This is a genomic window from Microbacterium sp. cx-59, assembly GCF_020805625.1.
Taxonomy (GTDB): domain Bacteria; phylum Actinomycetota; class Actinomycetes; order Actinomycetales; family Microbacteriaceae; genus Microbacterium.
This window is the reverse complement of record NZ_JAJHGO010000009.1, coordinates 511049-525024: the sequence shown is the minus strand read 5'-3', so window position 1 is coordinate 525024 and position 13976 is coordinate 511049. Positions and strand designations below refer to the sequence as shown.

Here is a 13976-nt window from a genome sequence, read left to right as displayed (position 1 = left end):
CGACCCTAACCGGTCGTCCTCACTCGGGGGTTACCAGATGGTGACGCGCTTGTCGGCGTCGAGCCACAGGGCGTCGTTCTCCGTCACATCGAACGCCTCGTAGAACGCGTCGATGTTGCGGACGATCTGGTTGCACCGGAACTCGTTCGGGGAGTGCGGGTCGATCGTCAGCAGCCGGATGGTCTCGGCATCCCGGCCCTTCTGCTGCCAGACCTGCGCCCAGCTGAGCAGCAGTCGCTGCACGCCGGTCAGGCCGTCGATCTCGGGAGCCTCCGCACCGCGGAGCGAGAGCCGGTAGGCCCGGAGGGCGATCCCGAGTCCGCCGAGGTCTCCGATGTTCTCGCCGATCGTGAGCGCACCGTTCACGTGGTGCTCCTCCGAGAGGCCCTGCGGCACGAGCTCGTCATACTGCGCGATGAGGCTGGCCGTGCGCTCCTCGAACGCCGCGCGGTCGGCATCCGTCCACCAGTCGCGGAGCGACCCGTCGCCGTCGAAACGGCTGCCCTGGTCGTCGAACCCGTGACCGATCTCGTGCCCGATGACCGCACCGATTCCGCCGTAGTTCGCCGCCGCATCGCGCTCGGCGTCGAAGAACGGATACTGCAGGATGGCGGCGGGGAACACGATCTCGTTCATCAGCGGGTTGTAGTACGCGTTGACCGTCTGCGGCGTCATGTACCACTCGTCGCGGTCGATCGGCTGCCCGACCTTGCCGAGCTGCCGGTCGTGCTCGTGGACGTGCGCGCGGCGGACGTTGCCCACCAGGTCGGCGGCATCGAGTTCGAGCCCGTCGTAGCTCTTCCACCGCACCGGGAAACCGATCTTCGGGGTGAAGGCGTCGAGCTTGGCGAGCGCCCGCTCCCGCGTCTCCGGGCTCATCCACTCGAGCTCCGAGATGGATTCGCGATAGGCCTCGATGAGGTTCGCGACGAGCTCGTCCATCGCGCCCTTCGCCGCGGGCGGGAAGTGCCGCTCGACGTAGACCTTGCCGACGACCTCGCCCAGCGCCGCCTCGACGAGGCTGACGCCGCGCTTCCAGCGCTCGCGGTTCACCGGCACACCGGTCAGCTGCGTGCCGTAGAAAGAGAAGTTCTCGTCGACGAACTCGTCGGGCAGGAACGCGGCGGCGGCGTGCACCGCCTTGAACCGCAGCCACGCCTTCCAGTCGTCCAGGCGCTCCTCCTGGAGCAGCGCGCCCAGACCCTCGATGAAGCTCGGCTGCGAGACGACGGCCTCGGCGAACGCGCTCTCGTACCCGGGGGCGACGCCCTCGAGCCACGGCTGCAGGTCGATTCCGGAAAGGGCGACGACCTCGTCCCAGCTCTTCAGGTTGTATGTGGCGACAGCGTCGCGGTTTCGGACGTTGTCCCAGTGGTGCGCGGCGAGCTCGGTCTCGAGCGCGATGATCCGATCGGCGGATGCGGCCGCATCCGCTACTCCGGCCAAAGTCAGGATGCGCTCGATGTGCCCGCGGAACGCCGCACGGGTCTCTTCGAACGAGTCGAGCCGGTAGTAGCTCTCGTCGGGCAGCGAGAGTCCGGACTGGGTGAAGAACGGCACGTAGCGCGTGGGGTTGCCCGGGTCGGGCTCGATGTAGAGGTCGATGATGCCGCCGACGCCGTCGCGCTCGAGAGTGCCCACCAGCCGGAGCAGCGAGGGCACGTCGCCGACCGCGTCGATGCGCGCCAGCTGGTCGCGCAGGGGCTCTGCGCCGAGCTCGTTGATCGTCGCGGTGTCGAGGAAGCTGGCGTAGAGGTCGCCGATCTTCCGCGCATCCGTTCCCGACTCGGCACCGAGCGACTCGTCGATGATGGCGCGGACGTCTTCCTCGGCCTGCTCGGCGAGGAGGTGGAACGAGCCCCAGCGGGCCTTGTCCTCGGGGATCTCGGTGCGGTCGATCCAGGCACCGTTCACGTAGCGGAAGAGGTCGTCCTGCGGGCGGATCTCAGCGCTCAGTTCGTCGAGCGCGAGACCGGAACGGGGGGATTCGGTCATGGCGACCAGGATAGGCCTCGGCGCTGGGTACCGTCTCCTCCCGCGACGATCAATAGGCTCTGAGAGTGGCAGCGGCACCCGCGACTCTCAACCGGCAGATCCTGGCGCTCGCCGTGCCCGCGCTCGGCGCGCTGATCGCCGAACCGCTGTTCCTGATCGTCGACGCGGCCCTCATCGGACACCTCGGCGTCGTCCCCCTCGCGGCCCTCGGTATCGCTGGCGCGGTGCTGCAGACGATCGTCGGGCTCATGGTGTTCCTCGCGTACTCGACGACACCCGCCGTCGCACGTCGGTTCGGGGCCGGGCAGCACGGCGGCGCGGTATCGGCCGGCATCGACGGGATGTGGCTGGCGCTCGGCCTCGGCTTCATCCTGGCGCTCGTCGGCTACCTGACGACGCCCGTGCTCGTCGGCCTGTTCGGGGCGGCGCCCGACGTGACGGCGGATGCGGAGTCCTACCTCGGCATCTCGATGTGGGGGCTGCCGGCGATGCTCATCGTGTTCGCCGCGACCGGGCTCCTCCGCGGGATGCAGAACACGGTCACCCCGCTCTGGATCGCCGGGCTGGGGTTCGCGGCGAACGCCGGCCTGAACGTCCTGTTCATCTACGGCTTCGGCTGGGGGATCGCGGGCTCCGCGGTCGGAACGGTCGTCGCGCAGTGGGGCATGGTCGCGGCCTACGTCGCCGTCGTGGCGCGCCTCGCGCGGCGGCATTCCGCATCCGTCGGCATCCGCCGTGACACGGTCTCGTCGACCGTCCGGGCCGGCGGCTGGATGTTCCTGCGCACGGTGTCGCTGCGCGCCGCGCTGCTGGCGACGGTCGCCGTCGCGACGACTCTCGGCACCGCCGAGCTGGCGGGATGGCAGGTGGCTTTCACCCTCTTCTCGACCACGGCGTTCGCCCTCGACGCGTTGGCCATCGCCGCGCAGGCGCTCGTCGGGCGCGGACTCGGCGAGGGCGACCCGGCGTTCGTGCGGCGGGTGCTCGGTCGCACCGTGGCGTGGGGGGTGTGGTTCGGTGTGATCGTGGGGCTGATCGTGGGGGCGACGTCCGGGGTGATCGGACTCGTCTTCACCTCGGACCCCGACATCGCCGCGCTCGTGCAGCCGGCGCTCATCGTGCTCGCCGTCGCACAGCCGATCTGCGCCGTCGTCTTCGTGCTCGACGGCGTGCTGATCGGCGCCGGAGACGGCCGCTACCTCGCTCTGGCCGGGGTGCTGAACCTCGTGCCGTTCGTGCCGGCGCTGCTGATCCTCGTGTGGATGGGCGCGGCGGGAGCGCCCGGTCTCGCCTGGATCGCCGTGGCCTTCTTCGGCGTCTACATGCTCGCCCGCCTGGCCACTCTGGGGTACCGGGTGCGCGGCGGGAAGTGGATGACCGTCGCCGTCTGACCTGGGCGAGCGGGGTGGGGCCCGGCGTTCGCGGGGTTGCCCGTGCGGGCGGATGCGGGGCGCCCGCGAGCCTCGGATCAGGCCTTTTTCTCGCCCGCATCCAGGAACCGTCCAGAATCGACCGGCAGACTCAAGGTTTTGTGTCTGGATTTCCGGCCACCGCACCTCGTCTCCCCCGGCGTAGATTCTTGATACGGAACTGGTTTTATGCTCTCTGATTCATCGTCTTCACCCACCCGCAGAACCCGTCGTCAGGCCGCCCGTCGCAGCCGTCGCCGCCCCGCTTTCCTCACCACCTCGCTGGCGTTCGGGGTCGTCGTCGCCGCGTGCGTCACGGGCATGGCGCCCGCTCAGGCCGGCACCGCCGCCGCCCCCACGTCTTACGCTCTCGCGTCCTACGACACCTCGATCGAATCGATCGGCACGTCCGTCGACACCGCCATCGGCGACGCGCACTCCGACGCCGACGCCGCGATCACCCAGGCAGACACCGCCGTCAGTGCCGCCGCATCCGTGACGGCCGATGTCGCCGCATCCGGACTCGACGTGGGAGACCCGAACCCGACCGTCGACACCACTGCCCTGCAGACCGCGCTGACCGAGCTGCGTGAGGCCGACACCGTCAACGCACCGCTGCTGCCCGCACTCACCGAGCACGTGACCGAACTCGTGGGGCCCGTCGACGAGCGCGCCAACCAGCTGCGCGGCAGCCTCGACGGAGCGAAGGCCAAAGCCGCAGAGGAAGAGGCCGCCCGCGTCGCCGCCGAAGCCGCAGCCGCCGCCGAGGCGGAGAAGGCCGCCGCCGCGGCAGCCGCGAAGCCCGCGTCCTCCGGCTCGTCCGCCCCGCTTCCCGCGCCCTCGGGCGGCGGCAGCGGCGACAACAGCCCGGCCGGCGCCCAGGCGACCGCCCGCGGCATGCTCGCCGGTTATGGCTGGGGCGACGACCAGTTCGGCTGCCTCGTGTCGCTGTGGAACAAGGAGTCGGGCTGGAACTACCGCGCCAGCAACGGCGGCAGCGGTGCGTACGGCATCCCGCAGGCGCTCCCGGGCAGCAAGATGGCCTCGGCCGGCGCCGACTGGCAGACCAACGCCGCCACCCAGATCGCGTGGGGCTTGGGCTACATCTCCGGCCGATACGGCTCGCCGTGCGGCGCGTGGTCGCACTCGCAGTCGGTCGGCTGGTACTGATTTCTCACCGGAACGCCCCGCGGCTCGAGCCGCGGGGCGTTCCGTGCGTGCGGGGTCAGTGGGCCCGGGGTGAGCGGGTACGGGGCGAGCGGGTAAGCGGTTAGTGGGCCCAGCGTGAGTGGTTACGGGGTCAGCGGGCCCAGCGGCGGCACCACTCGTACATCACGACGGCCGCGGCCGCGGCGGCGTTGAGCGAGCGCGTCGAGCCGTATTGCGCGATTTCGACGACGCCGGATGCGGCCGCCAGCGCCTCGGCCGACAGCCCCGGCCCCTCCTGACCGAAGACGAGCACGCAGCGCTCGGGAAGCTCAGCCCGGTCGACCGCGACGGAGCCGGGCACGTTGTCGACCGCGATGACCGGCATCCGCTCCTCCGACGCCCACGCGGCGAACGCGGTGACGTCCTCATGGTGGAAGACGTGCTGATAGCGATCCGTGACCATGGCGCCGCGGCGGTTCCAGCGTCGGCGGCCGATGATGTGGACCGCCGCCGCACCGAATCCGTTCGCGCTGCGCACGATGGAGCCGATGTTCATGTCGTGCTGCCAGTTCTCGATGGCGACGTGGAACGGGTGCCGGTGGGCGTCGAGGTCGGCGACGATCGCCTCCATGCGCCAGTAGCGGTAACCGTCGACGACATTCCGGGTGTCTCCCGCGGCGAGCAGCTCGGGGTCGTAGTGCGCGTCGGCCGGCCAGGCCGCCGGCCCGCCCGGCCACGGCCCGACGCCGTGCGCGGGTGCCGCATCCGCGCCATCGAGCTCGCCGTCGGGGTCGGCGGGGTCGGCGGGGTGCGGGGCGGGGTGCCCAGCGGGGTGCGGGGCGGGGTGCCCAGCGGGGTAGGCAGGGCGCACGGCGGGGTCGGCAGGGTGTGGAGCGTCCGGATCGGCCATCCGTCCAGGCTAATCGGGCGCACTGTGGCTCCGCGTGGGCGCGCTGCCGCTCGGCGTGGGCGCGTACCGGCCCTGATGGCGCACGAGTCGTCGGATCGAACGCACGCGGGGCGCCTCATCCGCCCCAACCGTGTACATCTGCCCCACCGGTCCGACGACTCACGATCCACCCGGGCAAACTTCGCCCATGTCACGCACCACACGGCCGAATTCGCCCAGCTCACGACCCACACGGCCAGAGCTCACACAACCCAAGACCCCCTCGCCCTCCGCCTTGCCGAGACCCGACACAACCCCGCGCGGCACTTTTCGGCATACCGAAAACAGGCTAGGTTTTCGGTATGCCGAAATCTCCCTTGGCGCCCCCGGCGAGCCCCCCTGCGACCGGCCGCCGCCTGATCTGGCTGCTCGGACCGGCGCTCGTCGCGGGCGTCGCCTACCTCGATCCCGGCAACGTGGCCGCGAACATGACCGCCGGGGCGGCGTTCGGGTACCTCCTGGTCTGGGTCGTCGTCCTCGGCAACCTGATGGCCTGGCTCATCCAGTACCTGTCCGCCAAACTCGGCATCGTGACCGGGCAGAGCCTGCCGCAGGTGCTGGGCGACCGCATCCGGAGCCGTTGGGGCCGGCGTGCGTACTGGCTGCAGGCGGAGCTCGTCGCCATGGCGACGGACGTGGCCGAGGTCATCGGCGGCGCGGTCGCGCTGAACCTGCTCTTCGGCCTCCCGCTCCTGTGGGGCGGTGTGATCACCGGTGTCGTGTCGATGATCGTGCTGACGGTCCAGACGCGCCGCGGCGCGCGCGCGTTCGAGTCGGTCGTCGTGACGATGCTGGTGGTCATCGTCGTCGGTTTCTGTGCGGGCATCATCGCTTCGCCGCCGGATGCAGCGGCCACCCTCGGCGGACTCGTGCCGCGGTTCGAGGGCACCGAGTCGGTGCTGCTGGCCGCATCGATCCTCGGCGCGACGGTGATGCCGCACGCGATCTACGCGCACTCCTCGCTCGTCCGCGACCGGTTCCCTCTGACGGCCGCGACGGCGACGGTCGGGGGCGTGCGGGAGCGCCGCCTGCTCCGCGCGACCCGCTGGGACGTCACGATCGCCCTCGCGATCGCCGGCACGGTGAATCTCGTCATGCTGCTGCTGGCGGCGTCGAGCCTGGCGGGAGTGCCGGGCACCGACAGTCTCGAGGGCGCGTACGCGGCGCTCCGTGACAGTCTCGGCCCGGTCATCGCCACGCTCTTCGCCGTGGGCCTGCTCGCGAGCGGGCTGGCCTCGAGCTCCGTCGGAGCGTACGCCGGGTCCGAGATCATGAGCGGGCTGCTCCGCATCCGGGTTCCCCTGCTCGCGCGACGGGCCGTCACCCTCATTCCCGCGCTCGCGATCCTCGGCGCGGGAATCGACCCGACGCTCGCCCTCGTGCTCAGCCAGGTCGTGCTGTCGTTCGGCATTCCGTTCGCGCTGATCCCGCTCGTGTGGCTGACCGCGCGGCGCGAGGTGCTGGGCGATTTCCGCAACCGGATGCTGACGACCCTCGGGGGCGTGGCCGCATCCGTTTTCCTGGTGACGCTGAACATCGTGCTCATCTGGCTGACGGTCACCGGCGGGTAGCCTGGTCGCGTGCCTTCTTCCGCCGCGGTCGACGACTATCTGAAGGTCGTGTATCAACACACGGAGTGGCAGGACGAGCGCATCACGCCGTCGCAGCTGGCGCAGCAGCTGGGCCTTGCCCCGTCGAGTGTGACCGAGATGGTGCAGAAGCTCGCCGCCGCCGGGCTCGTCGATCACCGCCGGTACGGCCCGATCCGGCTGACCGAGGGCGGCGCGCACCGCGCGGCCGCGATCGTGCGGCGGCACCGACTCGTGGAGACGTGGCTCGTTCGCGAGTACGGCTACACCTGGGACGAGGTGCACGACGAGGCGGAGATCCTCGAGCACGCCCTCAGCGACCGTCTGCTCGATCGGATCGATGCGCAGCTGGGGCGTCCGCGGTTCGATCCGCATGGCGACGCGATTCCGGATGCGGCGGGCCGCACCGAGCGGGTGCCGTTCATCATGCTCGGCGACGCCCCGGCCGGGCATGTCGCGCGGGTGCTGCGGGTCAGCGACCGCGACCCCCAGTTGCTGCGCGAGCTCGACCGCCTCGGTGTCGATGTGGGTCGAGAGCTGACCGTCGTGGATGCGACCGCCCCGGCCCTCGACGTGCGCTTCACCGGCGACTCGGATGCGGTGGCCCTCCCGCGCGAGGCGTACGACGCGATCTGGCTCTCGGCCTGACCTCCCGCGCGGGCCGACGACTCTCACCCGCGAGACGGGATACGGGCGCCGAGACAGAGGGGTAACCCCACGGTCTCGGCGCGAAGATCCCGTCTCGCGGTTCGGCAGGGGGCGGGCAAGGGGCGCGGGTCAGCGGCGGGCGGCCTCGAACGGCCACCGCATCCGCGTCGCGTTCTCGCACATGACCCACAGCCGCTCGCCGATGGCGGGATCGCGCGTGAGTTTGGCGGGCTGCGCGCGGCGCGGGGTGCCCCGCGCGATCAGGCGCGGACCCCAGAACTCGCCGCCCTCGATCGCCGGGTCGACGAGCGCGCGCACGAGCGACCACGCGCCGTGCTCCTTGGACTGCGTGACCGGCGCCTGCAGGTTGTCGGTGAAACGTCCGAGCCGGGACGGTTCGTTGATGCCCCGGATGCCGCGCGTGCGCCCGCTCGGTGCGTACCCCGGGTGGGCGATCACGCTCATGACGGGCACATGGTGCGCGCGCAGGCGCCGATCGGCTTCGAGGCCGACAGCAGTCGTGACGGTCTTCGACTGCACGTAGGCGCGCCACGGCGTGTAGCCCTCGGTGAGCTGTACATCCACCGGATCCTTCGCGCCGAGCGATGTCGACATGCTGCCGAGCCACACCATCCGTCCGCGCCGCGCCGCCAGCGTCGACAGCAGCGCCCCCGCGAGCGCGTAGTGGCCGAGGGCGTTGGTGGCGAGCACGAGTTCGTTGCCGTCGCGCGTCGTCTGCCGGTTGGCCGGGGCGTGCACCATCCCCGCGTTCAGCAGCAGCCCGTCGAGCCGGCCGCGCTGTCGCACGGTGGCCGCGGCGGCCCGCACCGAACCCAGGTTGCTGGTATCGAGCAGCAGTGTCTCGACCGAGCCCGCTGCATCCGGAAGGTCGGCAGCCAACGCTTTCCGCGCGGTCGCGAGGCGGTTGGGGCTTCGGCCCGTCATGATCACGTGAGCGCCAGCGCCGACGAGCTGGCGGCTGGAGAAGAAACCGAGTCCGGCGTTCGCGCCCGTCACGAGGTACGTCCTGCCCCGGAGGTCCGGCAGGCGGCGGGGATCCCAGTCCTCGGCGCTCGAGCTCACGGGTTCGAGACTAGTGCCGCCCGGATGCCCCGCGGCGACCGTGCCGTAACGCCGCGTCGACGCCGTCCGGTGGCGTGCCCCGGGGAGGCGCGAGCGCACGGTGCGCTCTAGGCTGTGGCCATGCGCACGCGTGATGACATCGAGTGCTGGCTCACCGACATGGACGGCGTTCTCGTCCACGAGAACCAGCCCATTCCGGGAGCGGCAGAGCTCCTCCAGCAGTGGCAGTCGCAGGGGGTGCCGTTCCTCGTTCTGACGAACAATTCGATCTTCACGCCTCGCGACCTCAGCGCCCGCCTGCGCGCGTCGGGACTCATCGTGCCGGAGGAGTCGATCTGGACGTCGGCGATGGCGACCGCCGAGTTCTTGCGCGGTCAGCGCTCGGGCGGCTCCGCGTTCGTGATCGGCGAGGCGGGGCTCACGACCGCACTGCACGAGGCCGGTTTCACTCTGACCGAGACCGACCCGGATTACGTCGTCGTCGGCGAGACCCGCAACTACTCGTTCGAGGCGATCACGAAGGCGATCCGCTTCCTGATGACGGGCGCGCGATTCATCTCGACCAACCCCGATCCGACCGGCCCCTCGGCCGACGGCCCCCTGCCGGCGACCGGGGCGATCACGGCTCTCATCACCAAGGCCACCGGCAAGGAGCCGTACGTCGTCGGCAAGCCGAACCCGATGATGTTCCGCTCGGCGCTGAACCGGATCGGCGCGCACTCCGAGACGACCGGCATGATCGGCGACCGCATGGACACCGACATCGTCGCGGGCATCGAGGCGGGACTCCACACGGTGCTCGTGATGACGGGGATCAGCGACGAGAACGAGATCGTGCGGTACCCGTTCCGCCCCGACGAGATCCTCGCCTCGGTCGCCGATCTGGTCTCTCCCGAGCCGCTCGAATCAGAGATGCCCGAGGGCATCTGACCGTGGACGACCGCACGCTCATCCTGATCGTGTCCGCCGTCATCCTGCTCGGCACGCTCGCCGCGTTCCTCGTGCAGTACTTCCGTCGCGACCGCGACTGAGTTTCCGCCGCGGATGCGGGGGGCTGCGTGGGTCGCGGATGCGGGAGCCGGCGGATGCGGGGGCGTGCGCGGCCGGCGGATGCTGCGGCCTGCGAGGGCGAACGCTGACGCGCAGGCACCGGCGCGCGGGCCCGCGGCCCTACGGCTGCCGTATTACTGCGGCTGCAGACCCAGGTCGTCGAGGTCGATCGCGGCGAGCCACTGGAGCCCCTCGGCCTCGACCGCGGCCTGCGCACCCGTGCGTCGGTCGACGATGACGGCGACCGCGACGGGCTCTGCTCCCTCGCGGCGGAGGGCTTCCACGGCCTTGAGCGCTGACTGGCCCGTGGTGGACGTGTCTTCGACGACGACGACGCGCTTGCCGGCGACATCCGCGCCCTCGATCTGGCGTCCGCGGCCGTGGTCCTTCGGCTCCTTGCGCACGACGAACGCGTCGAGCGGCGTGCCCGCATGCACGGATTCGTGCATGACCGCGTTCGCGATCGGATCCGCGCCGAGGGTGAGACCGCCGACCGCGACGACGTCGTCGACCCGGTTCACGAGGTCGAGCATGATGCGGCCGATCGCGGGGGCGGCGCGGTGGTCGAGGGTGAGCTTGCGCATGTCGACGTAGTACGTCGCCTTCTTACCGCTCGAGAGCGTGAAGTCGCCGTGGAACACCGCCTCGTCGCGGATCAGGGCGATGAGGGCCTGGCGGTCGGCTTCGATTTCGGGCGTGGATGCGGCGGTCACGACGTCGAGTCTACGGAGCGTTGCGCCGGCGCTCCGCCCGAGCTCGGGTGCGGGGTCGCGGCACGGTCGGCGGCGGGACGCGGGCGTCGGTCACGGTCGCGGGCGGAGGCGGCAGCATCCGGTTGCGCGATGCACGTCGCACCCTCGTCTTAGGCTGGTGCCCATGCGCCTGGCCACCTGGAACGTCAACTCCATCCGCGCGCGCGTCGTGCGCACCGTCGAGTTCGCGGTGCGCGAGAACATCGACGTGCTCGCGATGCAGGAGATCAAGTGCAAGCCCGAGCAGTTTCCGTACGCGGCGTTCGAAGAGGCCGGGTACCACGTCGTGGCGCACGGGCTCAACCAGTGGAACGGCGTCGCCATCGCGAGCCGCGCGCCGATCGAAGACGTCGAGTTCGCCTTTCCGCAGATGCCCGGGTTCCTCAAGGGTGCCGAGGGTCCGGATGTGCCACAGGAGGCGCGCGCGATCGGCGCGACCATCGACGGGGTGAAGGTGTGGAGCCTGTACGTGCCGAACGGGCGCGGGCTCGACGACCCGCACTACGTCTACAAACTGGACTGGCTGTCGGCGCTGACCGAATACACCCGCGCGACTCTCGCCGCGCAGCCCGATCTGGCGCTCGCGCTCGTCGGGGACTTCAACATCGCCCCGCTCGATGAAGACAACGGCGACCCGACGCTCGTTCCGGGTGTCTCGACCCACATCTCCCCGCCGGAGCGTGAGGCGTTCCGCGCGCTGGAGGCCGCCGGGCTGCAGGACGTGGTCCGACCGCTCGTGCCCACCGGCTACACGTACTGGGATTACAAGCAGCTGCGCTTCCCGCGCAACCAGGGGCTGCGCATCGACTTCATCCTGGGTTCGCACGCGTTCGCGCAGGCGGTTTCGGGCGCCGCGATCCACCGCGACGAGCGCAAGGGCGAGATCCCGAGCGACCACGTGCCCGTGGTGGTCGACCTCGACCTCACCTCACCCGAGGACGACGACGACCGCCCGATGATCTTCGGCTGACCCCCGGCCCGCGCCGCCGCTCCCGCTCCCGCCCCGCCACCGCCACCGCCACCGCCACCGCCACCGCCACCGCGAGACTGCACTGGCGCCGCGAGACAGCTGTCCGCGACCAACGTCTCGCCGCCGAACTGCAGTCTCGCGGCCACCCGCGGGCAGCGCCCGGCCCGTGCCGACCGGAGCGGGGGGACCGGATGCGGGCGCTGGCATCGGGACTGGCGGGAGGCGGCCGAGGGCCGCCGGGGGCATGCGTCCGCATCCGGTCACCCCGCGCCGCACCGAACCTCGCGGATACCCGCGGCGGGCACTCCCCCGCGCGGGGGATGCCACCGCATCCGCTCGTCCGTAACGTGGAAGGATGCTGCCGCTCACCGCCTCTCAACAGCGCCGCGACGTCGCACTCGCGGCGGTGCTGTTCGTGGGCGCGCTCATCAGCGCGACCCTCTCGTCGGTCTCGGGCATCTACGGGGTCGGGGAGGACGCCGGGATGCTGTCCGCGGTCGTGTACTCCTTCGTGCTCGCCGTGCCGCTCGCGTTCCGGCGCCGCTTTCCCGGGATCGTCGCGATCGTCGTCGCGACGGCCTACTTCGTGGCGGTCACCATCCGGATCCCCGAGGTCTACGCCGGCAGCATCGCGATGTTCATCACGATCTACACCGTCGGGGCGTGGTCGACCGATCGGCGCCGGGCGCACTGGGTGCGAATCGGCATCATCACCGGGATGTTCGTGTGGCTGCTCACCGTGATGTTCATCGACGCGACCCAGCCGACGGATGAAGGATTCTCGCGCGCGGGGGCATTCTCGCCGTACGTCGCCTACACATTCCTGACACTGCTGATCAACGGACTCTTCTTCGGCGGGGCGTACTACTTCGGCGAGCGCACGTACGCGGCGATGCAGCAGCGTCGAGTACTCGAAGAGCGGACGGCCGAACTCGAGCGGGAGCGGGAGCTGACCGCGGCGCAGGCGGTCGCGCTCGAACGGGTGCGGATCGCGCGCGAACTGCACGACGTCGTCGCGCATCACGTGTCGCTGATGGGGGTGCAGGCGGGCGCCGCGCGCACGATCATGGCCCAGGATCCGGATGCGGCGAGCGCCACGCTCGCGGCGGTCGAGGGATCGGCGCGCTCGGCCCTTGCGGAGCTGCGGCACCTGCTGGAAGCGCTCCGTACGTCGCCCGAGACGCCCGACACGGCCCCGACCACGCTTGGCCTCGAGGCGCTCCCCGGTCTGGTGGCGGAGGCGGAGGGTGCCGGGCTCCCGACGGAGTTCCGCATCGTCGGCGAACCCGGGGTCGTGCCCGAGACGGTGCAGGTCAACCTGTACCGGATCGCGCAGGAGGCGCTGACCAACGCCCGCCGCCACGGCGGCACGAACGCCCGCGCCGACGTGCGGCTGCGCTACGCGGACGACTCGGTCGAACTCGAGATCGCCAACACGGGCCGCGCCGTACGCGACCCGAAGCCCGGGATGGGGAACATCGGGATGCGGGAGCGGGCCGCTGCATCCGGGGGCTCGGTCGAACTGCTGCCGCGTTCGAGCGGCGGGTTCCTCGTCCGGGTGCGCGTGCCGCGCCAGGCCGCCCCGGCGGCCGGCGACCGCGTCGAGGCTGGAGCGTGAACGGCCTCGTGGCGACGCCGATCCGCGTGCTGCTCGTCGATGACCACGCGATGATGCGCGCCGGATTCCGGATGATCCTCGAAGCGGCCGGGAACATCGCGGTCGTCGGCGAAGCCGCGACCGGCATCGAGGCGGTCGCGCAGGTGCGGGCGCTGCATCCGGATGTCGTCTGCATGGACGTGCAGATGCCCGACATGGACGGGCTCGAAGCCACCCGGCGCATCGTGGCGGGCGCTGACACCTCGGCCGCCGTCCTGGTCGTCACAACCTTCGACCGCGACGACTACCTGTTCGCGGCGCTCGAGGCGGGGGCGAGTGGGTTCCTGCTGAAGAACGCCGGCCCCGAGGAGCTCCTGGCCGCTGTGCGGGTCGTCGCGGCCGGTGACGCGCTGCTCGCCCCGGAGGTGACGCGGCGCGTGATCGCCCGCTTCGCGGCCGGTGCGGGGGCGCCGGGGTCGTCCGCTGTCGGAGGGACCGGCGCGTCGCACGTGGGGGTTCCCGGCGATGCGATCGGCGAGCGCGCGGGGCTCACGGAGCGCGAGACCGAGGTACTCCGCCTGATGGCGGAAGCACTGTCGAACGGCGAGATCGCCCACCGCCTCTTCATCGGCGAGGCCACCGTCAAGACGCACGTGTCGAACGTGCTGCAGAAGCTGGGCGCCCGCGACCGGGTGCAGGCCGTCGTCCTGGCGCACCGCAGCGGCCTCGCGTAGCCCGGGCGCACCGCGGCGGGCTCGCGTAGCCCGGGCGCACCGGGCCCGCCG

12 protein-coding genes are annotated in these 13976 nt (G+C 71.2%); 8 read left to right on the top strand and 4 right to left on the bottom strand.

The features are described 5' to 3' along the window. Positions 1-30: 30 nt before the first annotated feature. Complete coding sequence (locus tag LMI96_RS14625) at positions 31-1995, bottom strand: M13 family metallopeptidase (RefSeq protein ID WP_228361997.1); 1965 nt, start codon at positions 1993-1995, stop codon at positions 31-33. A gap of 65 nt (positions 1996-2060) precedes the next feature. Here LMI96_RS14625 and LMI96_RS14620 point away from each other — a divergent pair, with 65 nt between their 5' ends. Then, positions 2061-3386, top strand: a complete 1326-nt coding sequence (locus LMI96_RS14620) for an MATE family efflux transporter (RefSeq protein WP_223723221.1) — start codon at positions 2061-2063, stop codon at positions 3384-3386. A 207-nt stretch (positions 3387-3593) separates the two neighbouring features. Further along, positions 3594-4574: a lytic transglycosylase domain-containing protein gene (locus LMI96_RS14615; protein ID WP_223723222.1), complete on the top strand. Its 981-nt coding sequence runs from the start codon at positions 3594-3596 to the stop codon at positions 4572-4574. Positions 4575-4704: 130 nt separating this feature from the next. Here the strand turns inward: LMI96_RS14615 and LMI96_RS14610 are convergent, their stop codons facing one another. Continuing rightward, positions 4705-5463, bottom strand: a complete 759-nt coding sequence (locus LMI96_RS14610; RefSeq protein WP_228361996.1) for a TrmH family RNA methyltransferase — start codon at positions 5461-5463, stop codon at positions 4705-4707. 341 nt (positions 5464-5804) lie between these two features. Between LMI96_RS14610 and LMI96_RS14605 the strand changes: the two genes are divergently transcribed. Beyond that, complete coding sequence (locus LMI96_RS14605; protein WP_228361995.1) at positions 5805-7073, top strand: Nramp family divalent metal transporter; 1269 nt, start codon at positions 5805-5807, stop codon at positions 7071-7073. A 9-nt stretch (positions 7074-7082) separates the two neighbouring features. Next, on the top strand, positions 7083-7739 hold the full coding sequence (locus LMI96_RS14600; RefSeq protein WP_228361994.1) for a metal-dependent transcriptional regulator: 657 nt from the start codon (positions 7083-7085) through the stop codon (positions 7737-7739). A 129-nt stretch (positions 7740-7868) separates the two neighbouring features. On the opposite strand, the gene LMI96_RS14595 is transcribed toward LMI96_RS14600, so the two are convergent. Next, entirely contained in the window at positions 7869-8822 is a 954-nt protein-coding gene (locus tag LMI96_RS14595; RefSeq protein ID WP_228361993.1) for an SDR family NAD(P)-dependent oxidoreductase, read from the bottom strand. A 120-nt stretch (positions 8823-8942) separates the two neighbouring features. Here LMI96_RS14595 and LMI96_RS14590 point away from each other — a divergent pair, with 120 nt between their 5' ends. Further along, on the top strand, positions 8943-9752 hold the full coding sequence (locus tag LMI96_RS14590) for an HAD-IIA family hydrolase (RefSeq protein ID WP_223723227.1): 810 nt from the start codon (positions 8943-8945) through the stop codon (positions 9750-9752). A 254-nt stretch (positions 9753-10006) separates the two neighbouring features. On the opposite strand, the gene pyrE is transcribed toward LMI96_RS14590, so the two are convergent. Further along, positions 10007-10585, bottom strand: a complete 579-nt coding sequence (gene pyrE, locus LMI96_RS14585; RefSeq protein ID WP_223723228.1) for an orotate phosphoribosyltransferase — start codon at positions 10583-10585, stop codon at positions 10007-10009. Between the two features lie 163 nt (positions 10586-10748). Here pyrE and LMI96_RS14580 point away from each other — a divergent pair, with 163 nt between their 5' ends. The 3 genes from LMI96_RS14580 (at position 10749) to LMI96_RS14570 (ending at position 13925) form a co-directional block, all read left to right on the top strand. Beyond that, the gene (locus LMI96_RS14580) at positions 10749-11594 is read left to right on the top strand and encodes an exodeoxyribonuclease III (protein ID WP_228361992.1); all 846 of its coding nucleotides are present in this window, start codon (positions 10749-10751) and stop codon (positions 11592-11594) included. A gap of 355 nt (positions 11595-11949) precedes the next feature. Next, positions 11950-13212 (top strand): sensor histidine kinase, encoded by a 1263-nt coding sequence (locus LMI96_RS14575; protein WP_228361991.1) that lies wholly within the window; start codon positions 11950-11952, stop codon positions 13210-13212. Positions 13213-13262: 50 nt separating this feature from the next. Further along, positions 13263-13925 (top strand): response regulator, encoded by a 663-nt coding sequence (locus LMI96_RS14570; RefSeq protein WP_374197934.1) that lies wholly within the window; start codon positions 13263-13265, stop codon positions 13923-13925. Positions 13926-13976: the final 51 nt, after the last annotated feature.